Below are 22,283 nucleotides of genomic sequence, written 5' to 3' on the forward strand. Positions count from 1 at the left end.
TGCATGCGGCCTTCCGCGCGGCGCGGGCTCATGGGCGGTCGCGCCCTCCGTTCCTGCCGTCCCCCGGGACCCGGGCGGGTCCCTCTCCCCCCTACGCCCTGAGGGCGTGGGGAGACCCCCCACGTTTCCAGTGCCCCGCCGGGCGCTGCGCCGGGGGGTGCCGTTGCCGTCCATGCGGCATGCCCGGGGCCCGGGCAGGTGCTTGTCCCACCCTTCTGCCCGTTTCCAGCACCCCGCCAGGCGCGGGTGAGGAGAGACCCGCGCCCTGTCGGGTGCGGGACGCCGGGGGAACCGGCCCGTCAGGTTTGGAGGGGCCGTGCAGGGGCGCCCCCGCAGAGGACCGGCGGCAAAACCCGGCCCACCCCGACAAGACGGCTCACGCCGCCGGCCCGCGGGGGCCCGGGGCTTACTCCGGGGGTGGGGCCGTTGATGCGCGGGGGATCAGGGTGACCGGGAGGTCGGGGGCCTCGAAGTCCCGGGCTTCGAGTACGGCGAGCAGCGCCGCCATGCCCTGCTCACCCACCCGCTCCGCCGGCAGCCGCACCGTCGTCAGCTCCGGCTCCACCGCCGTCGCCAGCGCCAGGTCGTCGAAGCCCGTGACCGACACATCGTCCGGGACCCGCCGCCCCAGCCGCCGTACGGCCTTGCACGCGCCGGCGGCCAGGATGTCGTCGTCGCAGACAAGAGCGGTGGCGTCGCCCCCCGTACCCCCCGTACCGAGCGTTTCAGCGGACCTGAGGGCCCGCTCCGCCGCTTCCCGCGCCGCATCGGCGTTCAGCGGCGCGGAGACCGTCCGCAGCGAGGTGCCGGGCACAGCGCGCAGCGCCTCCCGCAGCGCTCGCGCCCGTACCTCGAAGGTCCAGGACGGGACCGCCGACGCCAGATGGACGAAGCGGCGGTGGCCCAGGCCCAGCAGATGGGCCGCGACCTGGCGCATGCCGTCCGCGATGTCCACGTTCACATGCGCCGCCGCGGCCGGATCGGCGGGGTCGCTGTCGAGCATCACCAGCGGCAGGCCCGTGCCCCGGATCGCCGCCAGCGCCCGCGCGGCCATGGACGAGGCGATCACCCCGTCCAGGGCCGCCCGCGCCGAGGCGAAGGGGTCCCTCGCCGGGCTCACGCCCTCCGGCGAGGGGTAGAGCACCACGCCGAAGCCGTGCTCGGCCGCCACACCCGCCGCGCCCGTGTAGACGCGGGCGAAGAACTCGTTCGTCAGCGCAGGCACCACGAGCAGCGCTGTCCGGGTGCGGCCCAGCCGCAGATGACGGGCCGCGAGATTCGGGCGGTAGCCCAGTTCCCGGGCCGTGTCCCGCACCAGGCCCGCGGTCCGCTCCGAGACCCGGCCGCGCCACTTGTCCCCGAGGACCAGCGACACCGTGGCCTGAGAGACCCCCGCGGCCTGGGCCACGTCCCGGCTGGTGGGCCGGTGTGCCATCGATCCGTCCTCCTCACCGGGTGCCTCACTGGACCCCCGGGTTGCCGACATGGTACGTATGAGCCATACGTTATACGTAACACGATCACCATGACGGACGACGAAGGGCGACACATGGCCGCCGGGTACGCCGACATACTCAGGGCCCCGCACGCCGCCAGGCTGCTCGCGGGGACGCTCGTCGGCCGGCTCCCGAACGCCACGGGGCATATCGCGATCGTGCTCTTCACCCGCGCGGAGGGCGGCAGCTACACCCTCGCCGGGGCGCTCGCCGCCGTATACGGGCTGGCCACCGCGGTGGGGCAGCCCCTGCTCGGCCGCGCCGTGGATCTGTGCGGACAGCCCCGCGTCCAGTTCCCCGCCGCCGTCGTCTCGGCGCTCGGAATGCTGCTGCTGGCCGTCGCAGGCGTCGCCTCCCTCCCGCTCGCCTACGCGGCCGTGGCGGTCGCGGGCCTGTTCACCCCGCCGCTGGAGGGCGGTCTGCGCGCCCTGTGGCCCAGCGTGCTCGACGACCGCGAGGACCGGGTCCACCGGGCGTACGCCATGGACGCGGTCGCGCAGGAGATCATGTTCACCGTCGGCCCGCTGCTGGTGACGCTCCTGGTGGCGCTCGCCTCGCCCGCCGCCGCCCTGCTCGTCATCAACGCGGTCGGTGTGCTCGGCGCCCTCTCGGTCGTCCTCTCCGAACCCTCCCGCGCCTGGCGCAGCGCCCCCCGCGAGGCGCACTGGCTGGGCGCACTCCGCTCGCCCGGGCTGCTCGCGCTGCTCGGGTCCTTCTTCTTCGTGGGGCTCGCGCTGGGGTCGATCACCGTCGCGGGCGTGGCCTACGCCGACGACCACGGCAGCCAGGCCGTCTACGGCTGGCTGATGGCCGCGCTCGGCCTCGGCGCCCTGGCCGGCGGTGTCTACTACGGCGCCCGCCAGTGGGCGGGCCCGGCCGAGCGGCGGCTGCGCTTCATCGTCGCCCTCCTCGCGCTCGGCTATCTCCCGCTGGTCCTCACCCCCGCCCCGCTCGCCATGACCGGGCTCGCCGCGCTCGCCGGTCTCTTTCTCGCCCCGGCCATCGCCTGCGCCTTCATCGTCGTCGACCGCCATGCCCCGCGCGGCACGGTCACCGAGGCATTCTCCTGGCTGGTCACCACCTTCGGCGTGGGCGCGGCCGTCGGCACGGCCGCAGCGGGACCGGCCGTCGAGCTGGGCGGCACGGCGTGGGGTTTCGCCGTCGCCGGCGCCGGAGGCATCGCCGCCCTGCTGGTTCTGACGGCCACTCAGCAGGTGCTCGCGGCTCCCGCCCGTGCGAAGGACCGTGCGGGCCCTGTCGCAGGCTCAGCCGAAAATGATCGCAGCGGGGCGGCCGAACCCGGTTTCAGCACAGGCTGTGAGGCGTAATGTTCAGTCATGGACCGCCGCATTTTCGGGCTGGAGAACGAGTACGGCGTCACATGCACGTTCAGGGGACAGCGCCGACTGTCTCCTGACGAAGTGGCGCGGTACCTCTTCCGCCGTGTCGTGTCATGGGGCCGCAGCAGCAATGTCTTCCTGCGGAATGGCGCCCGGCTGTATCTCGACGTGGGCTCGCATCCGGAATACGCCACGCCAGAGTGTGACAATGTGACCGAACTGGTCACCCACGACAAAGCGGGCGAGCGTATTCTCGAAGGCCTGCTCGTCGACGCGGAGCGCCGTCTGCACGAGGAGGGAATCGCGGGCGACGTCTATCTCTTCAAGAACAACACCGACTCGGCGGGAAACTCCTACGGCTGCCATGAGAACTATCTCGTGGCACGCCATGGCGAGTTCTCCCGGCTGGCGGACATCCTGATCCCCTTCCTCGTCACCCGCCAGCTGCTGTGCGGCGCGGGCAAGGTGCTGCAGACCCCGCGCGGCGCGGTCTACTGCGTCAGCCAGCGCGCCGAGCACATCTGGGAGGGCGTCAGCTCAGCCACCACCCGCTCCCGCCCCATCATCAACACCCGCGACGAGCCCCACGCGGACGCCGAGCGCTACCGCCGCCTCCATGTCATCGTCGGCGACTCGAATATGTCGGAGACGACGATGCTGCTCAAGGTCGGCGCGACCGACCTGGTGCTGCGCATGATCGAGGCGGGCACGGTGATGCGCGACCTCACGCTGGAGAACCCCATCCGGGCCATCCGCGAGGTGAGCCATGACATCACCGGGCAGCGCAAGGTGCGCCTGGCCAGCGGACGTGAGGCATCGGCCCTGGAGGTGCAGCGGGAGTACTACGAGAAGGCCGTGGACTTCGTCGACCGGCGCGGCATCCGCACGGGCATGGTCGAGCAGGTGATAGAGCTCTGGGGCCGCACCCTGGAGGCCATCGAGTCCGAGGATCTCGACCGCATCGGCACCGAGATCGACTGGGTGATGAAGTACAAGCTCCTTGAGCGGTACCGCGCCAAGCACAACATGACCATGTCGCATCCCCGGGTCGCCCAGATAGACCTCGCGTACCACGACATCCACCGCCAGCGGGGCCTCTACTACCTGCTGGAACGCAAGGGGCAGGCGGCCCGGATCTGCAACGACCTCAAGATCTTCGAGGGCAAGTCGGTGCCCCCGCAGACCACCCGGGCGCGGCTGCGCGGCGACTTCATCCGCAGGGCGCAGGAGCAGCGCCGGGACTTCACCGTGGACTGGGTACACCTCAAGCTCAATGACCAGGCACAGCGGACCGTGCTGTGCAAGGACCCCTTCCGGTCGGTCGACGACCGGGTGGAAAAGCTGATCGCAGGGATGTAGGGCCGGCCGCGTCAGCCGGGCGGCGGCAGGGAACGCCCATCGGGCCCCGTGCGTTTCTCGTGCGGGGCCTTTGGCACGCCATAGAGTGTCGGGCACCTAAATCGCCGACTGAGATCTGAGGAACACGTGCGCCGACTTGCCGGCCTGATCGTCGTCCCGCTGCTTCTGCTGACAGCTGCTTGCGGCAACGACACGGGCTCCGACTCCGCCCCGTCCAAGAACGGACTGCCCGCGATCACCGCCGGCGCCAAGTTCGGCGAGAAGCCGACCCTCGCCAAGGGCGAGGGCGACCCGCCGAAGGAACTGAAGGCCGACGTCATCAGCGAGGGCGACGGCGCAAAGGTCAAGGACGGCGACTACATCGAGGTCAACTATCTGGGCCAGGCCTGGGACTCCGACGAGCCCTTCGACAACAGCTTCGACCGGGGGGAGCCGTTCGGGCTCACCCTGGGCGCCGGCCAGGTCATCAAGGGCTGGGACGAGGGGCTGAAGGGCCAGAAGGTCGGCAGCCGGGTCGAGATCGGCATTCCGCCGGAGCTGGGCTACGGGGAGCAGGGCCAGGGCGACATCAAGCCCAACGCCACCCTCGTCTTTGTCGTCGATGTGCTGAAGTCCACCTCGGTCCCCAAGGCCGCCGAGGGCGCAGAGGCAGCGCAGGACGACGCCGCTCTGCCGAAGGTGGGCGTGAACGCCGACGGCAAGGCCCCCAAGATCACCATCCCCAAGACCGACCCGCCGAAGAAGCTCGTCTCCAACTACATCCTGGAGAGCGACGGCGCGGAGGTCACCGCCAAGGACACGGTGATCGTGGCCTATGAGGCCTACCTGTGGAAGGACGCCAAGAAGTTCGACAGCACCTATGCGGTGGGCAGGAATCAGACCCTGCCCCCGCTGGAGCAGATCTCGCTCAAGGGCCTCAAGGACGGACTCACAGGCAAGAAGATCGGCAGCCGGGTGCTGCTCGTCATCCCGCCGGACCAGGCCTTCGGCGAGCAGGAGCAGCAGGGCGTTCCGAAGAACTCCACGCTGGTCTTCTCCGTGGACATCCTCGCGAAGGCGTAAGCCGCGAAGGTGTAAGACTGTCCCTTTGCCCCGTTCACGATATTGAGGAGCAGTTCAGTGAACATCGACAAGCCCGAGATCGACTTCCCGGACGGGCCGGCCCCGGCTGACCTGGAGATCGTCGACATCTGGGAGGGCGACGGGCCGGAGGCCAAGGCGGGCGACACCGTCAAGGTCCACTATGTGGGCGTGGCCTTCTCCACGGGCGAGGAGTTCGACGCGTCCTGGAACCGCGGCACGCCGCTGCAGTTCCAGCTGGGCGCGGGCCAGGTCATCGCGGGCTGGGACCGGGGCGTGCAGGGCATGAAGGTCGGCGGCCGCCGCAAGCTGACCATCCCGGCCCACCTCGCCTACGGCGACCGCGGCGCGGGCGGCGGCCGGATCGCCCCCGGCGAGACGCTGATCTTTGTCTGCGATCTGGTCTCCGTCTGAGTCTGACTGAATCGCGTCCGTTTCCGGACGGTTTCATAGGGTAACGAGGGCCCATGCCTGGGGGCATGGGCCCTCGGCTTGGGTCCGCACACCCCGGAGCGGTACGGTCAACAGGCGGAAGCGACTCGGTCGGACCGATCTGTCGGATCGTCTGAAGATCAAAAAGAGGTGCGGGGCGTCGATGGCCATTGCCAAGGCCGAGCGGCTGATGAATCTGGCGCTGTGCCTGCTGGGGACGCGCCGGCCGCTGAGCAAGCGTGAGCTGCGCGGCTCCATCGAGGCCTATCTTGAAGCCGGCTCCGATGAGTCCTTCAATCGCATGTTCGAGCGCGACAAGGACGATCTGCGCGAACTCGGGCTGGTCATCGAGACGGTGGAGAACCTCGACGGCGAGACCGGCTATCTGGCCCGCCGCGACTCCAACCGGCTGCCGCCCATCACGCTCGACGCCGAGGAGGCCGCGGCCCTGGGCCTGGCGGCCAAGGTCTGGCAGCAGGCCCGGCTCGCCGGGGCGGCCAGCGGCGCGCTGCAGAAGCTCCGCGCGGCCGGCATGCCGGAGGCGGAGGATGCGTACGAGGCCCAGCACAGCGCCCTCGAACCGCGCATCCCGGTGCATGAGGCGGCCTTCGAGCCCCTGATGCTGGCCTGTCGCGACCGCCGCCCCGTGCTCTTCGAGTACCGCAAGGCGAACGCGGCCCGCCCCGAGCAGCGCCATGTGGAGCCCTGGGCGCTGGAGTGCTGGCGCGGCCACTGGTATCTCGCCGGCTTCGACCGGGACCGCGGTGCGGAACGCGTCTTCCGGCTCTCCCGCATCACCGGCCGCGTCCGCTCGCGCGCGGGGGCCTTCACCGCGCCCGTGCCCGATGTCGTGACCGTACGGGAGACCGTGGAGACCTGGGCGGGGGAGACCGCCACCCGCACCGCGCGCATCCGGCTCCGTGCCGGCTGCGGCTACCCGCTGCGCGCCCGGGCCCGCTCCGTCCGGGAACTCGGCGACGGCTGGGATGAGTTGGAGATTCCATACGGCCACGGCCTGGACGCCTGGCTGGTGGAGTTCGGCCCGGACGTCGTCGTACTGGAGCCCGCCGATCTGCGGGCCGATGTGGTGGACCGGCTGCGCGCCGTGGCCAAAGGCTGAGGGGGAATCGCAGACCATGGCCGCGAACGCCATTGACCAGACCCGGCGGATGCTCTCGCTGGTGACCTATCTGCGGGAGCGCCCCGGTGCGCGCATCGGCGACGTCGCCCGCGCCTTCGGGATCAGCGAGGACGAGCTGATCTCCGACCTCGATGTGCTGCCGATGTGCGGCACGAGCTTCCGCGGCGGCGATCTGCTGGACATCGACACGGACGGCGACCGGATCTGGTGGCGGAATCCGGACGCCTCCGGCGAAAGCACGGCGGAGCCGCTGCGGCTCGCCGCGGACGAGGCGACCGCCCTGCTGGTGGCCGCGCGTGCCGTCGCCACCCTGCCGGGGCTGCGCGAGAGCGACCGCGAGGCGCTGCTGCGGGCCACCGCCAAACTGGAGGCCGCGGCGGGCGAGGCGGCCGGGGCGAGCGCGCGCCTTTCGGTCACGTTCGAGTCCGAGGGCGGAGTCTTCGCCGATGTCGACCGGGCCATCTCGGAGCGCCGCCGCCTGTGGCTGAGGTACTACTCACCGGCCCGCGACGAGCTCACGGAGCGCGAGGTCGACCCCATCAGGCTCTTCGCCGTCGGCCACACCTATATGGAGGCCTGGTGCCGGCTCTCCGAGGCGCGCCGCACCTTCCGGCTCGACCGGGTGGCCGAGATCAGGCTCCTCGACGCACCGGCCGCGGCGCCCGAGATCGAGCTGCGGGACCTGTCCGAGGGCCTGGTCCAGCCGTCCGCGGACGACCCCGAGGTGGTGGTCGAGGTCGGCCCCGGCGGACGCTGGGTCGCCGAGTACTACCCGCACGACAGCGCGGAGGAGCTGCCCGACGGCGGCCTGCGCATCACCCTGCGCACACCGGTGCCCGCCTCCCTGCGGCGGCTGGCGCTGCGGCTCGGCAGGGACGGGCGGATCGTCTCCCCCCAGGACCTGGCCGCCAGCGCCCGCGACGCCGCGCGGGACGCCCTCGCGGCCTACGGCGAACGATGACACGTGTCCGTACCCCCGCCCCCGGTGAGGAAGCGATCACGGACGCCCGGCCGTCCGCCGAGGGCGGGCCGGTATGTCGGGTACGTCGGGTAACTCGGTGACAAGGAGCTCAGCGTCAATGTCTCTGCTGCCAGGAATCGCCGCCCAGCCGGGCCCCGCGGATGTCGCGGCACCCGTGCGGCCCGTGGTCTTCAAGGCCGCGTGTCCCGAGTGCCGCGGCTGCTTCGAGCTGGCGGCGGGGGCGCTGCGGCTGGCCATCGGCGCCAGCCGGAAGACCACCTTCTACTCCTTCACCTGCCCCGAGTGCGGTCAGGCCGTCCGCAAGCCGGCCGGGGAGCGCATCGTCGAGCTGCTCACCGGCGGCGGGGTGCGGACCCTGCGGCTCCACTCGACCGTCTAGCCTTCCTGCTGTCGCTCCGCCGTTCTGCCGCCCTGTCGCCCTGCCATTCCGTTCATTCTGTCGTTTCGCAGTCTCGTCATTCCGCCGTCCGTCCAGAGGGGTCCGGTTCCAGCGCATGTTCTGGCCCATGCTCGCCATCGCCCTTGGCTTCCTTGGGGTCGCCGTGCTCGGCGTCCTCGGCATCCGCGTCTTCGTCGAAGCCCAGCGTCTTGGCCGTGAAGTCGCCCGTACCGCAGAACGGATCAACCAGGCCGCGGAGGACCTGGAGCGGGCCGCGACGGGGCTGGCCAGGACCGAGTGACCGCTGCTCGCGCCCGTGCGCTATGGCCCCCGCGGGTACGCGCGGGGATTGCCGGACGTTTACTCGCGAGGGTTACGATGACTGTTCGTGCGCACGGTGAACTCCCCTCCACGCGCACCTGCCGATCGCTATTCATATGACCTCAGGTCAGAAGGTAGGCAAATCATGGGTCAGGTTGGTGTCTGGCAGCTGGTCATCATCCTCGGGATCGTCGTGCTTCTTTTCGGAGCGAAGAAGCTGCCCGAGATGGCGCGCTCGCTGGGCAAGTCCGCCCGGATTCTGAAGAGCGAGGCCGCCGCCATGAAGAACGACGGTCCTGCCGCGGACGACGCCCAGAGGGGTTCCGGCGCCGCGGAGCAGACCGTCGCCCCCAAGACCATCCAGGCGGCGCCCGGCGATGTGACCTCCGCTCGGCCTGTCGAGGAGACCAAGCGCACCTCCCAGGGCTGAGCCCCCGGATCATCACCACAGGCAAGCGGCGGTCGTCCGGTCGGGCGGCTGCCCCCGAGATGAGGACGTGGGTTGCTCAAGTCTGCCCGCAAGAAGGCGAAGGACCCCGAGGGGCGGATGCCTCTGGTCGAGCATCTGCGAGAGCTGCGTAACCGGCTGGTCAAGGCGCTGCTGGCCATCGTTCCGCTGACCGTCGTCGCGCTGTTCTTCGCCAAGGACATCGCCGAATTCCTGAGCGCCCCCGTGCCCCGGTGCCTCAGCGAGCAGGATCCTGCCGCGCAGGCCGGGAAGTGCGCCGTGCTCTCCCAGATCGGCATCACGTCCCCGTTCACCACCTATGTCAAGGTGGCCATCATGGCCGCGCTGGTGGCGGCCGCGCCCGTGTGGCTCTACCAGCTGTGGGCCTTCATCGCCCCCGGACTGCACAAGAACGAGAAGAAGTACGCGCTGTCCACGGTCGCGGTGGGCACCCCGCTTTTCCTCCTCGGCGGCTATCTGGCCTACTGGATTCTGCCGCACGCCGTCCCCGTGATGCTGAGCTTCAGCGTCGAGGGCTCGGTCAACTACATCACCGTCGACGACATGATCGGCATGTCCGTCAAGCTCGTGCTCGCCTTCGGTCTGGCCTTCCAGCTGCCGCTGCTGCTCGCCCTGCTCAACGCGGGCGGTGTGATCAGCGGAGCGCGGATGCTGGGGTGGTGGCGCGGCATGGTGATGGGCATCGCCGTGTTCTCGGCGCTCGTCACGCCCACAGATCCGCTGTCCATGATCGCTCTCGCGGTGCCGATGACCGCCCTCTACTTCGGAGCCGTCGGGTTCGCGCTGCTCAACGACCGCCGCAAGGGTCTGCGACAGGGACCGGAGCTGAGCGACGACGAGGCGTCCGATCTTGATCTGGCACCGGAGGCCGTGGGTCCCGCTGAGCCCGTCTCCGCCGCCCGGGCGCTGCCCGAGCAGGCGAGCGGGGAGAGCGACGGCACTCGTGCACACCGGGTGAACGGCTACGACGACATCACCTGACCGGTCAGGGTCCGCGGGGGCGCGGCAGCCCGAGCCCGCCCCCGTAACCACCGGTCGGATAAAGATCGCGCCTGCTGTCAGAGGCGGCGGGTAGGCTCGAAGACAAGATGACCGAGGACCTCTCACCTGCCGAGCGCTATGCGGCGGCCCGCCTGAGGGCTGCCGAGGAGGCCACAGCTCTGGCCCCCTTCCGCGCGATGTACGAGTTCGCTCTGGACCCGTTCCAGATAGACGCCTGCAATGCGCTGGAGGCGGGCAAGGGCGTGCTCGTCGCCGCGCCCACCGGCTCCGGCAAGACCATCGTCGGCGAGTTCGCCGTCCACCTGGCCCTGGAGCAGGGCCGCAAATGCTTCTACACCACGCCCATCAAGGCGCTGTCCAACCAGAAGTACGCCGATCTGTGCAAGCGGTACGGCCCGGGGAAGGTCGGCCTGCTGACCGGCGACAACAGCGTCAACTCCGAGGCCCCGGTGGTCGTGATGACCACCGAAGTGCTGCGCAACATGCTCTACGCGGGCTCGCAGTCGCTCCTCGGGCTCGGCTATGTGGTGATGGACGAGGTGCACTACCTCTCCGACCGGTTCCGCGGAGCCGTCTGGGAGGAAGTGATCATTCACCTTCCCGAGTCGGTGACGCTGGTGTCACTGTCCGCCACCGTGTCCAACGCCGAGGAGTTCGGCGACTGGCTGGACACCGTCCGGGGCGACACCGAGGTCATCGTCTCCGAGGACCGGCCCGTGCCGCTGTGGCAGCACGTCCTGGCCGGCCGGCGGATGTACGACCTCTTCGAGGAGGAGACCGACCACGGCGGGCGCGGCGTCGCCCGGCGCGAGGTCAACCCCGACCTGGTGCGGCTGGCCCGGATGGAGAACCAGCGCACGTACAACCCCCGCGACCGCCGCCGCGGCAAGATGGTGCGCGAGGCCGACCGCGAGCGGGAGCGCAGACAGCGCAGCAGGATCTGGACGCCGGGGCGGCCCGAGGTCATCGAGCGCCTCGACGCGGAAGGGCTGCTGCCCGCCATCACCTTCATCTTCAGCCGGGCCGGCTGCGAGGCCGCCGTGCAGCAGTGCCTGTACGCGGGACTGCGGCTCAACGACGAGGACGCACGACGGCGCGTGCGGGAGATCGTCGAGGAGCGCACCGCGACCATCCCCGGCGAAGATCTGCACGTCCTGGGCTACTACGAGTGGCTCGAAGGGCTGGAGCGCGGCATCGCCGCCCACCACGCGGGCATGCTGCCGACCTTCAAGGAGGTCGTCGAGGAGCTCTTCGTACGCGGCCTGGTGAAGGCGGTGTTCGCCACCGAGACGCTGGCGCTCGGCATCAACATGCCCGCCCGGACGGTGGTGTTGGAGAAGCTCGTCAAGTGGAACGGCGAGCAGCACGCCGACATCACGCCCGGCGAGTACACGCAGCTGACGGGGCGGGCCGGGCGCCGCGGCATCGACGTCGAGGGGCATGCGGTGGTGCTGTGGCAGCGGGCCATGGACCCGGCGGCGCTCGCCGGGCTCGCGGGCACCCGCACCTATCCGCTGCGCTCCAGCTTCAAACCGTCGTACAACATGGCGGTCAATCTGGTCGAGCAGTTCGGCAGGCACCGCTCACGGGAACTGCTGGAGAGGTCCTTCGCGCAGTTCCAGGCGGACAAGTCCGTCGTCGGCATCTCCCGACAGGTGCAGCGCAACGAAGAGGGCCTCCAGGGCTACCGCGAGGGCATGACCTGCCATCTGGGGGACTTCGAGGAGTACGCGCAGCTGCGCCGCGACCTCAAGGACCGGGAGACCGAGCTGGCCAAGCAGGGCGCGGCCCAGCGCAGGGCCGCGGCCGCCGCAGCGCTGGAAAAGCTCAAGCCCGGCGACGTCATCCATGTGCCGACGGGCAAGTTCGCCGGGCTGGCCCTGGTGCTGGACCCCGGCCTTGCCGCGGGACGGACCAACGGCCACCGGGGGTTCGAGCACCACGACGGCCCACGGCCGCTGGTCCTGACCGCGGAGCGGCAGGTCAAGCGGCTGGCGTCGATCGACTTCCCGGTGCCCGTGGAACCGCTGGAGCGGATGCGCATCCCCAGGTCCTTCAACCCGCGCTCACCGCAGTCCCGCAGGGATCTGGCGTCCGCGCTGCGCACCAAGGCCGGGCACATCACCCCCGAGCGGCACCGCAGAGAGCGCGCCGCGGCGGCCGACGACCGGGAGATCGCCCGGCTCCGCGCGGCGCTGCGGGCGCACCCCTGCCATGGGTGCGACGAGCGGGAGGACCATGCGCGGTGGGCCGAGCGCTATCACCGGCTGCAGCGCGACACCCGGCAGCTGGAGCGGCGTATCGAGGGCCGCACCAACACCATCGCCCGCACCTTCGACCGGATCGTGGCGCTGCTGACCGAGCTGGACTATCTGCGCGGCGACGAGGTGACGGAGCACGGCAAGCGGCTCGCCCGGCTGTACGGAGAGCTGGACCTGCTGGCGAGCGAATGCCTGCGCGAGCGTGTGTGGGAGGGGCTGAGCCCGGCCGAACTGGCCGCGTGCGTCTCCGCGTTGGTCTATGAGGCACGGCAGGCGGACGACGCGCTGCCGCCGAAGGTCCCCGGCGGGAAGGCGAAGGCCGCGCTGGGCGAGATGGTGCGGATCTGGGGCCGTCTGGACGCGCTGGAGGAAGAGTTCCGCATCAACCAGACGGAGGGCGTGGGCCAGCGGGAGCCGGACCTCGGCTTCGCCTGGGCGGCGCACCAGTGGGCGTCCGACCGCAGCCTGGACGAGGTGCTCCGCGAGGCGGAGATGCCGGCGGGCGACTTCGTTCGCTGGTGCAAGCAGGTCATCGACGTCCTCGGCCAGATCGCGGCGGCGGCCCCTGCGGAGCACAGCACGGTGCCGCGGGCGGCGCGGCGGGCGGTGGACGCGTTGCTGAGGGGCGTGGTGGCGTACAGCTCAGTCGGCTGACCCCGGACCGGCCTAAACCTGGGGCTCCGCCCCAGCCCCAGTTTCCCGGGGGCTCCGCCCCCGGACCCCCGCGCCTCAATCTCCCCCAGCTACCGCTGGGGGTACCCCCAGGCGAGGCTGAATTTCCGGCTCCTGTGCCTCAATCGCCGGCGGGGCTGGGTTTCTGGTTCCTGCGCCTCGAACGCTGGAGGGGTTGGGTTTCTGGTTCGTGCGCCTCAAGCGCTGGAGGGGTTGGGTTTCCGGCCCCGGCTCCTCAAGCGCCGGAGGGGCTTGAATGTGCAGCCCCTCGCGCCTCAAGCGCCGGAGGCCGCTTCCGGCTCTCGCGCCTCGAACGCTGGAGGGGCTGGATTTTCCAGCCCGTTGGGGGCACCCCCGGACGAAGTCTGGGGGAGTTTGAGGACACGGCCGAAGGCCGTACCGGGGGTCTGGGGGCGGAGCCCCCAGTTACGGGAAGGGGCGGGGAGGGGAGAAAAACCGGCGCAGCACCAAGCTCCCCCAGGTCGCCGCGAGGACCCGATCGCCAGGACCGGCAATGGCCCCACGGCCCGACGGCACCGGCCCCGCGGCGATCCGGCGGGCGGGACCGCGTCACGCGGCTTCTTGTTCCCGCTCCACCTGCTCATTCCAGTCGCGCTTGATCGCGCGCCACGCCTCGTCCGTCTTGCCCAGACGCCAGTACCCCGAGATGGACAGACTCTCGCGCGCGACCCCGCGCTCCAGGCGGAGGTGGCGGCGGAGCTCCTTCACAAAGCCCGCCTCGCCGTGGACGAAGGCGCAGACCCGGCCCTCGGGGAAGTCCAGCGCGGTGACCGCGGCCAGCAGTGCCTCGCCCACAGGGCGGCCGCCCCGGTGCAGCCAGGTGATCGTCACTCCGTCCGGCGTGACGATCTTCTGTTCCTCCTCGGGGCCCGCCACCTCCACCAGTGCGTGCACCACGGCGCCCGCCGGCATCCGCTCCAGTGACGCCGCGATCGCGGGCAGCGCGCTCTCATCGCCGACGAGCAGATGCCAGTCCGCCGCCGGATCGGGGGCGTACCCCCCGCCCGGCCCGAGGAACCGCACGACCTCGCCCGGCCGGGCGCGGGCCGCCCAGGGCCCGGCCAGGCCCTCGTCGCCGTGGACCACGAAATCGATCGCCAGCTCCCGCGCGACGGGGTCCCAGCCGCGCACCGTGTATGTGCGGTTGGCCGGCCACTGCTCGCGTGGGAACTCCTCGCGGATGCGCTGTATGTCGAACGGCTCCGGATAGCGCACGCCGTCCACGGGGAAGAGCAGTTTCACATAGTGGTCGGTGAACTCGCCCGCTTCAAAGGCCTGCAGACAGCCCTCGCCGCCCAGCACGACCCGCACCATATGCGGAGTGATCCGCTCCGTGCGGATGACCCGCGCTTCATGGGTCATCGGCGCTTTGCGGTTCGGTTCCTCGGCCACGGCGGTCTCCCCGGAGTCTGCGGTCTCGCTAGCTTAGGCTTACCTAAGCTAACACCTCATCGGGGAAGCGTCGCCAGCAGTCTGGTCAGCGCGCCTCCCAGCCCCCACCGGGCCGCCAGCTCCTCCAGCCGCTCCGGGTCGCGCGGCTCCGACGGCAGGGCCGGGTCGAATTCCGGCAGCGGGACGTCCCGCGCGACCTGTACGACCTTCGGCGCGACCGCCAGATAGTCCCGCGCCTCGTCCAGCCGCTTGCGCTGCGCGGGCGTCAGCCTTGAGCGGGGGTCGTCGACCGCCGCCATGATCCCTGCTAGATCCCCGTATGCCTCCAGCAGCTTCGCCGCCGTCTTCTCGCCGACCCCGGGCACCCCTGGAAGACCGTCGCTGGGGTCCCCGCGCAGCAGTGCGAGATCGGCGTATCCGGGGCCGTCCACCCCGTACTTCTGGCGCAGCCACGCCTCATCCGTGATCTGCAGCGTGCCCACGCCCTTGAGCGGATACAGCACCCGCCGCTGCCGTGCGTCGTCCACCAGCTGGAACAGATCGCGGTCCCCGGTCACGATGTCCACCGGCCCCTCGGCGCGCGCGGCCAGGGTGCCGATCACATCGTCGGCCTCATAGCCGTCGGCGCCGACGCGGGCGATCCCGAGCGCCTTGAGCACCTCCTCGATCACCGGGACCTGCGGGGAGAGGGTGTCCGGCACCTCCTCCTCGTCCGGGACGTCCTCCGCCGTCTCTGCGGCGACGCGATGTGCCTTGTACGAGGGAATCAGCTCCACCCGCCAGTGCGGCCGCCAGTCGTTGTCCCAGCAGGCCACGAGGTCGTCCGGGCGGTGGTCCTGGACCAGCCGGCCGATGAAGTCGAGCAGTCCGCGCACGGCGTTGACCGGCGTGCCGTCCGGGGCGCGCACCGAGTCGGGCACTCCGAAGTAGGCGCGGAAGTACAGAGAGGCGGAGTCGAGGAGCATCAGGCGTCGCGTCGTCACAACCCCGATGATGCCCCACACCACTGACACCCCGTGAAGTAGATCACTATTGCGTTTCTTCCGGACATGTCCGGGCAGAAGCGGACGCGAGGCAGACGGGTGTACCCTACAACCATCTGATGCCCCCGCTCCCCGCTCCCCGTATCGGTTCAACGCGTGAGGTGTATGTGTCCAGGCTGCAGGCCGAGCACGTCTACAAAGTGTTCGGCAGACGACCCGACGAAGCCGTGCGACGGCTCGAAAGCGGCGCGGACCGCGATGAGCTGCGCGCCGACGGCACGACCGCAGCGGTGATCGACGCCTCGTTCACCGTCGAGCCGGGCCAGATCTTCGTCGTCATGGGTCTTTCCGGGTCCGGCAAGTCCACCCTGCTGCGCATGCTCAACGGACTGCTGGAACCCACCGCCGGACACGTGCTCCACGACGGCCAGGACCTGACCAGCCTCACCGCCCGCGAACTGCGCGCCGTACGCGCCACCAAGATCAGCATGGTCTTCCAGCACTTCGCGCTCTTCCCGCACCGCAGCGTGCTGGAGAACGCCGCGTACGGACTCGAAGTGCAGGGCGTCGCGCGCGTGGAACGCGAACGGCGCGCCGCAGAGGCGCTGGAGCTCTGCGGACTCTCCGGCTGGGAGACCTCCTGGCCCGACGAGCTCTCCGGCGGCATGCAGCAGCGCGTCGGCCTCGCCCGCGCGCTGGCCACCGACGCCGATCTGCTGCTGATGGACGAGTCCTTCAGCGCACTCGATCCGCTGATCCGCCGCGATATGCAGGACCAGCTCCTCGAACTGCAGCGCAGGCTCAACAAGACCATCGTCTTCATCACCCACGACCTCAACGAGGCCATGCGCCTCGGCGACCGGATCGCGGTGATGCGGGACGGCAGGATCGTGCAGCTCGGCACCGCGGAGGACATCCTGCTGCGGCCCGCCAACGACTACGTCGCCTCCTTCATCCAGGACGTCGACCGCTCGCGCGTGCTCACCGCGGGCGCGATCATGGCCGAGCCGCCCGCGGGCGGCTCGGCGGAGGAACTGCTGGCCGCCGCGCCCGCCGCCGTACGCGCCGACACCGCGGTGATCGAGCTGTTCGCCCCCTGCGCCGAAGCCGAGGCCCCGGTGGCCGTCGTCGACGCCGCCGGGGAGCCGATCGGCGTCATCACCCGTGAGCGGCTGCTGGCCGCACTCGGCGAAGCCACCGCAGACGGCCGGTCAGCCGGTCAGTCAGCCGGCCGCCCAGACAGCGGCGGCCGGACCGGCGGCGGACCGACCGGCGACGGGCCGACCGGGGACGGGCCGACCGGGGACGGGCCGGCAAGCGACGGGTCGGACGGCGACGGGCCAATCGGGGACGGGCCTGTCGGCGACGGGCCGACCCGCAAGGAGGCCGCCCGTGCCTAGGCTTCCTCTCGGCGACTGGGTCGACAGCGCCGTGGACTGGCTCCAGTCCCATCTCTCCTGGCTGTTCGACGCCGTAAGCGCGGTCGTGACCGGCATGTACGACGGCATCGACGCCCTCCTGGCCGCGCCCCACCCCCTGCTCTTCGCCGGCATCCTCGCCGTCGTCGCCTGGTGGCTGCGCGGGCTCCTCGCCGGGGTCCTCTCCTTCGCGGGCCTGGCGCTCATCGACTCCATCGGGCTCTGGAACGACGCCATGTCGACCCTCTCCCTGGTGCTCGTCGCGACGATCGTCACCCTCGCCATCGCCGTCCCCCTCGGTATCTGGGCGGCGCGCTCCAGGACGGTCAGCGCGGTGCTCCGTCCGGCCCTGGACTTTATGCAGACGATGCCGGCGATGGTCTATCTGATCCCCGGAATCATCTTCTTCGGCGTCGGCGTGGTCCCCGGCATCATCGCCACCATCATCTTCGCCCTGCCGCCCGGCGCACGGATGACGGAGCTCGGCATCCGCCAGGTCGACGAGGACCTCGTCGAGGCCGCGGAGGCATTCGGCACCACCCCGCGCAACACCCTGGTGCGGGTGCAGCTCCCCCTCGCCCTCCCCACCATCATGGCGGGCGTCAACCAGGTCATCATGCTCGGCCTGTCGATGGTGGTCATCGCCGGAATGGTCGGCGGCGGCGGGCTCGGCGGCGCGGTCTACCGGGCCATCGGCAACGTCGACATCGGCCTCGGCTTCGAGGCGGGCGTCTCCATCGTCATCCTGGCCATGTACCTGGACCGGATGACCGGGGCGCTGGGCCGCCAGGTCTCACCGCTCGGCCGCCGCGCCCAGGCCCTCGCCCGGGCCAAGGCCGCCGCCCGCGGCCGCCTGCGCGCGGTCTGGGCCCACCGCCCACAGCCCGCCGCCGCCCTCGCCGGCGTCGTCGTCCTCTCGCTCGTCGCCGGCGGCGTCGGCGTCTTCGGCGGGACGGGCTCCCGCCCGCTCGCCGCGGGCTCCGACATCGGACACGGACGCAAGATCTCCCTCGGGTACATCCCCTGGGACGAGGGCATCGCCTCCACCTACCTCTGGAAGGAGCTGCTGGAGCGGCGCGGCTTCAAGGTCGACGCCAAACAGCTGGAGGCGGGCTCGCTCTACACCGGTCTGGCAGGCGGCCAGATCGACTTCCAGACCGACTCCTGGCTCCCGGTCACCCACGCCCAGTACCGGGAGAAGTACGGCGACCGTCTCGAGGACCTCGGCGCCTGGTACGGCCCCACCTCGCTTGAGCTGTCCGTCCCCTCCTACGTCAAGGACATCGATTCCCTGGACGACCTCAAGGGCAAGGCCGGCCGCTTCAAGGGACGGATCGTCGGCATCGAGCCCAGCGCCGGAATGATGGCCATCCTCAAGGACAAGGTCCTCAGGCAGTACGGTCTCGAAGGCGAGTACGAGATCCTCGACGGCTCGACGCCCGGCATGCTCGCCGAACTGAAGCGCGCCTACGACAAGAGGGAGCCGATCGTCGTCACCCTCTGGTCCCCCCACTGGGCCTACAGCGCCTTCGACCTCAAGAAGCTCAAGGACCCCAAGGACGTCTGGGGCAAGGGCGACGACGTCCACACCCTGGCCCGCAAGGGCTTCAGCGCCGACCACCCCACGGTGAGCTCCTGGCTCAGGAACTTCGCGCTCACCGAGGAGCAGCTCACCGGTCTGGAGGCGAAGATCCAGGCGACCGGGAAGGGCGAGGAGCAGCAGGCCGTACGCGCCTGGCTCGACGAGCACCCGGAGATGGTCGACCGGCTCGCTCCGCTGTAGCCGCCGGGGCGCGGCTGGAGCAGGAGTGGACCAGGACTGGAGCACGACTGGAGCGGCGATCCCGCGGAAAAGGGGTGGGCAGCGGCCCGCAGGCGGCCGCCCACCCCTTTCGGCCGTGGCGCATATGTCATGTGCGCGCGATTCCGGCGGCGGAAGCTGCGTAAGGTTGGGACAGAACCAGGAAGGGGAGTTCGCCCGATGGACGCGAAGGACCTGGACGACCGCAAGGACCCGAAGGACAAGGAGCCTCTTCGGGTGGGCGCGGCCGTGCGCCGGCGCCGCCGGGCCCTGGAGCTCACTCTCGCCGCGGTCGCCGCCCGCAGCGGGCTGTCCGTGCCGTTTCTCAGCCAGGTCGAGAACGAGCGGGCCCGCCCCAGCGCCCGTTCGCTCCAGCGGGTCGCCGACGCCCTGGAGACCACCCCGGCCCGGCTGCTGGCCTCCTCCGACACCGCCCGCACCGTGGAGCTGGTGCAGGGCACGCGCGGCCCCGACGGCGAGGACGGGCCGCTGGAGCGGCGGGTGCGGCCCCTGGTCCACGGCCGGCACCAGCTGCAGGCGCTGGAATTCACCGGGGACCACGACCCGGGCCGGGAGTTCCAGCACCGCAACGACGAGCTGATGTATGTGGCGGAGGGCTCGGTCGACGTGGAGGCCGAGGGCCGCGCCTACCGGCTGGCGCGCGGCGACAGCCTCTTCCTGTCCGGCGGCGTACGGCACCGCTGGCGGGCCACCGCCCCCGACACCCGTATCGTCGTGGTCGCCGTCGCCGACCACATCGAGACGTCCGACTCCTGAGCGGAGCCGCGATGCGCGTCGTCTCCCTGGTGCCCTCCCTGACGGAAGCCGTCGCGGTCAGCGCGCCGGGCGCGCTGGTCGCCGCCACCGACTGGTGCACCCACCCCGCCGGCCTCGGCCCGGGCGTCGTACGGATCAAGGGCACCAAGAACCCCGACATTCCGGCCATCCTCCGGCTGCGGCCCGATCTTGTGATCGCCAACGAGGAGGAGAACCGGCCCGCCGATCTCGCCGAGCTGCGCGACGCCGGGCTGGAGGTGCTGGTCACCGAGGTGCGCACGCTCGATCAGGCATTCACCGAGCTGGAACGGGTGCTGACGGCCGTCGGCCGGACATCCGGCCTGCCCCGCTGGCTGGACGAGGCCCGCGCGGCCTGGGCGGCCCCCGAGCCGATCGCCCCGCTGTCCGCTGTGTCTTCTGCGTCCTCCGTGCCCTCCGTGTCTGCCGTGGTGCCGATCTGGCGGCGGCCCTGGATGGTGCTGGGCCGCGACACCTTCGCCGGAGATCTGCTGGCACGGCTCGGCGTCGTCAACATCCACGCCGGCCACGCCGACCGCTATCCGCGCATCCCCGTCGATCAGCTGCGCTCCAGCGGGGCGCAGCTGGCGGTGCTGCCCGACGAGCCGTACCGCTTCACCGCCGACGACGGCCCCGAGGCGTTCCCCGGGCTGCCCGCGGCCCTCGTCAGCGGCCGCCACCTCACCTGGTACGGGCCGTCGCTGGCCGAGGCGCCCGCGGTGCTCGGCGCGGCGCTGCGAGCAGCTCTTTGCTGACCAGCCCGCGCACCGTGCACACCGAGGCGACCGCCCACGCCGCCAGCAGCAGGACATACAGCCCGCCCGCCAGCCAGGCGAAGGCCGCAAGACGGGTGTGCGCCGCCAGGCTCGCCGCCCCGGTCACACAGGTGCCGACGGGGAAGGTGAACGCCCACCACGTCATCGCGAACGGCATCCCGGCGCGCACCGCGCGCACCGTCATCATGCCGGCGAGCGCCAGCCACAGCAGGGCGAAGCCCATCACCGGAACGCCGTACACCACGGCAAAGGCCGCGAAGCCGGACGCGTACGGAGCGGGGACGGCCTGCGGCGCCACATCGGCCAGCTTGCCCACGGCCGTGGTCGACTGGCCCAGCGGGCCGAGGACGAGGAAGAGCGCCGGGGTCAGCGCGACCGGCAGCGGGCCATGGTGCACCAGCCGGGCGAACACCGCCGGGAGGATCACCAGCGTGGCCAGCAGACTCACACCGAACAGCGCATAGCTCGTCAGCAGCAGCGACTCCCGCCACTGCCCGGCGGGCAGCTGCGGGATCAGCAACGGCCCGAACGCCGCGGAGACCATCGGCGGCACGACCGGCAGCAGCCACACGGGGGAGGCGCTGCCGGGTCGCACCTCATGCCGTACGACCATCAGATACGGGATCGCCACGGAGGAGGCCAGCCCGATGACGGTGCCCGCGAGATAGAGCACGGCCGCGGCCGCCGTGGCCGGGCCTTCGCCGATGACGTCCGCGCCCACGGTGAGCGTGCCGATGCCCACCGCCAGCAGCGCCATCGCCAGGCAGCCGTAGAACGGCGCGACGGATGGGTCGTGCAGATGGGCCCGTGCCTGGTCCCGGTGGTGCACCAGATGCCCCGCCCGAGCGGTCAGCACCACGGCCAGCAGCGCCGCGGACAGCGCCCACACCGCCGTACACGCCGTACGCAGTCCGGGGACGCCAAAGGGCAGCACCCCCGGCAGGGCCGCGCCCGCGTTGGCGACGATGGCGGTACCCATGACGGTCGCGTACCAGTTCGGCCCGAGGTGTCTCAGGGACGGCGCGCGTACGGGGCCCGGGTCGGGGGCGGGCGCTGTGCCGGGGTGGGGGCTGGAGCTTGAGCTGGGGCGGACTGCGGTGGCCATGTCCCCACTCTGCGGCCGGGCCACGGCCCCCACCAGGGGCTTCTCCTCTATGCCCCCATAAACTGGACTTATGAGCGATGCCATGGATGCCGGGCGGGGCGCAGGGCGCACGCCGCTCGCCCACAGGGTGCCCGACCTGGGCGCGCTGGAGCTGCTGCTCGCCGTCGCCCGGCACGGCAGCCTCGGCCGGGCCGCCCGCGAACTGGGCATCACCCAGCCCGCCGCGAGCAGCCGCATCCGGGCGATGGAACGACAGCTCGGCGTGGGTCTGCTCGACCGCTCGCCCCGCGGCTCCCGGCTGACCGACGCGGGCGCCCTGGTCACCGACTGGGCGCGGCGGATCGTGGAGGCGGCGGAGGCGTTCGACGCGGGGGCGCAGGCGCTGCGCGGCCGCCGCGACTCCCGGCTGCGGGTGGCGGCCTCCATGACCATCGCCGAGTATCTGCTCCCCGGCTGGCTGATCGCGCTGCGCGCCCAGCGGCCGGACACCGCCGTCTCCCTGTACGCGGGAAACTCCGCTGAAGTGGCCCGGCGGCTGCTGGACGGCGAGGCGGACCTCGGCTTCGTGGAGGGGCTCACCGTGCCGGAAGGGCTGGACGGGGCGGTCGTCGGCCATGACCGGCTGCTGGTGGTCGCGGCCCCCGGCCATCCCTGGGCCCGCCGCCGCACCCCGCTCACGGCCGCCGAATTGGCCGCGGCCCCGCTGATCCTGCGCGAACGCGGCTCAGGGACCCGGCAGGTCCTCGACGCGGCGCTCACCGACGGCGGGAACGGGGGGCTCGCCGAGCCGCTGCTGGAGCTCGCCTCCACCACCGCGGTGAAGGCGGCGGCGGTCAGTGGTGCGGGGCCGGCGGTGCTCAGCGAGCTGGCGGTCACCGAGGAGCTGACGGCCCGCCGGCTGGTGGCGGTCCCCGTCGAGCAGGTCCGGCTGGCGCGTGCGCTGCGGGCGGTCTGGCCACATGGCCGCCGGCCGGCGGGCCCGGCGCGGGACCTGCTGTCGCTGACGCGGCGGGGCTGAGGTGGGGGTCTTTCCCCTACCCCTCCCCCTACGCCCCGGG

The 22,283-nt window shown here is 71.5% G+C and carries 20 protein-coding genes; 16 read left to right on the plus strand and 4 right to left on the minus strand.

Features of this window, described 5'->3' with window-relative positions; genetic code table 11:
• Positions 1-406: 406 nt before the first annotated feature.
• Positions 407-1,435: a LacI family DNA-binding transcriptional regulator gene (locus OF819_RS26900; RefSeq protein ID WP_267246247.1), complete on the minus strand. Its 1,029-nt coding sequence runs from the start codon at positions 1,433-1,435 to the stop codon at positions 407-409.
• Between the two features lie 114 nt (positions 1,436-1,549).
• Between OF819_RS26900 and OF819_RS26905 the strand changes: the two genes are divergently transcribed.
• The 11 genes from OF819_RS26905 to OF819_RS26955 all read left to right on the plus strand — a co-directional run bounded on the left by OF819_RS26905 (position 1,550) and on the right by OF819_RS26955 (position 12,916).
• Positions 1,550-2,824, plus strand: a complete 1,275-nt coding sequence (locus tag OF819_RS26905; protein ID WP_267246266.1) for an MFS transporter — start codon at positions 1,550-1,552, stop codon at positions 2,822-2,824.
• Between the two features lie 9 nt (positions 2,825-2,833).
• Positions 2,834-4,195, plus strand: coding sequence for a Pup--protein ligase (gene pafA, locus OF819_RS26910; RefSeq protein ID WP_267246248.1), 1,362 nt, complete (start codon positions 2,834-2,836; stop codon positions 4,193-4,195).
• A 126-nt stretch (positions 4,196-4,321) separates the two neighbouring features.
• Positions 4,322-5,257 (plus strand): FKBP-type peptidyl-prolyl cis-trans isomerase, encoded by a 936-nt coding sequence (locus OF819_RS26915; protein ID WP_267246249.1) that lies wholly within the window; start codon positions 4,322-4,324, stop codon positions 5,255-5,257.
• A gap of 57 nt (positions 5,258-5,314) precedes the next feature.
• Positions 5,315-5,689 (plus strand): FKBP-type peptidyl-prolyl cis-trans isomerase, encoded by a 375-nt coding sequence (locus OF819_RS26920; RefSeq protein ID WP_240137366.1) that lies wholly within the window; start codon positions 5,315-5,317, stop codon positions 5,687-5,689.
• 181 nt (positions 5,690-5,870) lie between these two features.
• Positions 5,871-6,827, plus strand: coding sequence for a helix-turn-helix transcriptional regulator (locus OF819_RS26925; RefSeq protein WP_267246250.1), 957 nt, complete (start codon positions 5,871-5,873; stop codon positions 6,825-6,827).
• Positions 6,828-6,843: 16 nt separating this feature from the next.
• Positions 6,844-7,809, plus strand: coding sequence for a helix-turn-helix transcriptional regulator (locus OF819_RS26930; protein ID WP_267246251.1), 966 nt, complete (start codon positions 6,844-6,846; stop codon positions 7,807-7,809).
• Positions 7,810-7,927: 118 nt separating this feature from the next.
• Positions 7,928-8,209 carry a hypothetical protein gene (locus tag OF819_RS26935; protein ID WP_267246252.1) on the plus strand — a complete coding sequence of 94 codons (282 nt, stop codon included), beginning with the start codon at positions 7,928-7,930 and terminating at the stop codon, positions 8,207-8,209.
• A 115-nt stretch (positions 8,210-8,324) separates the two neighbouring features.
• Entirely contained in the window at positions 8,325-8,510 is a 186-nt protein-coding gene (locus tag OF819_RS26940) for a hypothetical protein (protein WP_267246253.1), read from the plus strand.
• 165 nt (positions 8,511-8,675) lie between these two features.
• Positions 8,676-8,960, plus strand: a complete 285-nt coding sequence (tatA, locus tag OF819_RS26945) for a Sec-independent protein translocase subunit TatA (RefSeq protein WP_267246254.1) — start codon at positions 8,676-8,678, stop codon at positions 8,958-8,960.
• Between the two features lie 72 nt (positions 8,961-9,032).
• On the plus strand, positions 9,033-9,980 hold the full coding sequence (tatC, locus tag OF819_RS26950; protein ID WP_267246255.1) for a twin-arginine translocase subunit TatC: 948 nt from the start codon (positions 9,033-9,035) through the stop codon (positions 9,978-9,980).
• Between the two features lie 107 nt (positions 9,981-10,087).
• A complete protein-coding gene (locus tag OF819_RS26955) occupies positions 10,088-12,916 on the plus strand; it encodes a DEAD/DEAH box helicase (RefSeq protein ID WP_267246256.1) in 2,829 nt (942 codons plus the stop codon).
• Between the two features lie 588 nt (positions 12,917-13,504).
• On the opposite strand, the gene OF819_RS26960 is transcribed toward OF819_RS26955, so the two are convergent.
• A complete protein-coding gene (locus OF819_RS26960; RefSeq protein ID WP_267246257.1) occupies positions 13,505-14,347 on the minus strand; it encodes a siderophore-interacting protein in 843 nt (280 codons plus the stop codon).
• Between the two features lie 56 nt (positions 14,348-14,403).
• Positions 14,404-15,312, minus strand: coding sequence for a 5'-3' exonuclease (locus OF819_RS26965; RefSeq protein ID WP_267246267.1), 909 nt, complete (start codon positions 15,310-15,312; stop codon positions 14,404-14,406).
• 185 nt (positions 15,313-15,497) lie between these two features.
• Here OF819_RS26965 and OF819_RS26970 point away from each other — a divergent pair, with 185 nt between their 5' ends.
• The 4 genes from OF819_RS26970 to OF819_RS26985 all read left to right on the plus strand — a co-directional run bounded on the left by OF819_RS26970 (position 15,498) and on the right by OF819_RS26985 (position 20,099).
• Positions 15,498-16,730: a glycine betaine/L-proline ABC transporter ATP-binding protein gene (locus OF819_RS26970; RefSeq protein ID WP_323748971.1), complete on the plus strand. Its 1,233-nt coding sequence runs from the start codon at positions 15,498-15,500 to the stop codon at positions 16,728-16,730.
• Entirely contained in the window at positions 16,723-18,531 is a 1,809-nt protein-coding gene (locus OF819_RS26975; RefSeq protein WP_267246259.1) for an ABC transporter permease/substrate binding protein, read from the plus strand. Before OF819_RS26970 ends, OF819_RS26975 begins: the two co-directional genes overlap by 8 nt.
• A 198-nt stretch (positions 18,532-18,729) precedes the next feature.
• On the plus strand, positions 18,730-19,326 hold the full coding sequence (locus OF819_RS26980) for a helix-turn-helix domain-containing protein (RefSeq protein WP_267246260.1): 597 nt from the start codon (positions 18,730-18,732) through the stop codon (positions 19,324-19,326).
• Between the two features lie 11 nt (positions 19,327-19,337).
• Positions 19,338-20,099, plus strand: a complete 762-nt coding sequence (locus tag OF819_RS26985; protein WP_267246261.1) for a helical backbone metal receptor — start codon at positions 19,338-19,340, stop codon at positions 20,097-20,099.
• Here OF819_RS26985 and OF819_RS26990 read toward each other — a convergent pair.
• Entirely contained in the window at positions 20,026-21,225 is a 1,200-nt protein-coding gene (locus OF819_RS26990) for a TDT family transporter (RefSeq protein ID WP_267246262.1), read from the minus strand. The genes OF819_RS26985 and OF819_RS26990 overlap by 74 nt on opposite strands.
• Positions 21,226-21,295: 70 nt before the next feature.
• Here OF819_RS26990 and OF819_RS26995 point away from each other — a divergent pair, with 70 nt between their 5' ends.
• Positions 21,296-22,243 carry a LysR family transcriptional regulator gene (locus OF819_RS26995; protein WP_267246263.1) on the plus strand — a complete coding sequence of 316 codons (948 nt, stop codon included), beginning with the start codon at positions 21,296-21,298 and terminating at the stop codon, positions 22,241-22,243.
• Positions 22,244-22,283: the final 40 nt, after the last annotated feature.

This window comes from Streptomyces sp. PR69 (assembly GCF_026420845.1).
GTDB lineage: Bacteria > Actinomycetota > Actinomycetes > Streptomycetales > Streptomycetaceae > Streptomyces.

Coding starts and splice junctions, on each gene's coding strand:
- OF819_RS26985 (WP_267246261.1), top strand. CDS start 19,338: ATGCGCGTCGTCTCCCTGGTGCCCTCCCTGACGGAAGCCGTCGCGGTC.
- OF819_RS26925 (WP_267246250.1), top strand. CDS start 5,871: ATGGCCATTGCCAAGGCCGAGCGGCTGATGAATCTGGCGCTGTGCCTG.
- OF819_RS26965 (WP_267246267.1), bottom strand. CDS start 15,312: ATGCTCCTCGACTCCGCCTCTCTGTACTTCCGCGCCTACTTCGGAGTG.
- OF819_RS26990 (WP_267246262.1), bottom strand. CDS start 21,225: ATGGCCACCGCAGTCCGCCCCAGCTCAAGCTCCAGCCCCCACCCCGGC.
- OF819_RS26940 (WP_267246253.1), top strand. CDS start 8,325: ATGTTCTGGCCCATGCTCGCCATCGCCCTTGGCTTCCTTGGGGTCGCC.
- OF819_RS26955 (WP_267246256.1), top strand. CDS start 10,088: ATGACCGAGGACCTCTCACCTGCCGAGCGCTATGCGGCGGCCCGCCTG.
- OF819_RS26980 (WP_267246260.1), top strand. CDS start 18,730: ATGGACGCGAAGGACCTGGACGACCGCAAGGACCCGAAGGACAAGGAG.
- OF819_RS26935 (WP_267246252.1), top strand. CDS start 7,928: ATGTCTCTGCTGCCAGGAATCGCCGCCCAGCCGGGCCCCGCGGATGTC.
- tatA (WP_267246254.1), top strand. CDS start 8,676: ATGGGTCAGGTTGGTGTCTGGCAGCTGGTCATCATCCTCGGGATCGTC.
- OF819_RS26905 (WP_267246266.1), top strand. CDS start 1,550: ATGGCCGCCGGGTACGCCGACATACTCAGGGCCCCGCACGCCGCCAGG.
- OF819_RS26930 (WP_267246251.1), top strand. CDS start 6,844: ATGGCCGCGAACGCCATTGACCAGACCCGGCGGATGCTCTCGCTGGTG.
- OF819_RS26900 (WP_267246247.1), bottom strand. CDS start 1,435: ATGGCACACCGGCCCACCAGCCGGGACGTGGCCCAGGCCGCGGGGGTC.
- OF819_RS26995 (WP_267246263.1), top strand. CDS start 21,296: ATGAGCGATGCCATGGATGCCGGGCGGGGCGCAGGGCGCACGCCGCTC.
- pafA (WP_267246248.1), top strand. CDS start 2,834: ATGGACCGCCGCATTTTCGGGCTGGAGAACGAGTACGGCGTCACATGC.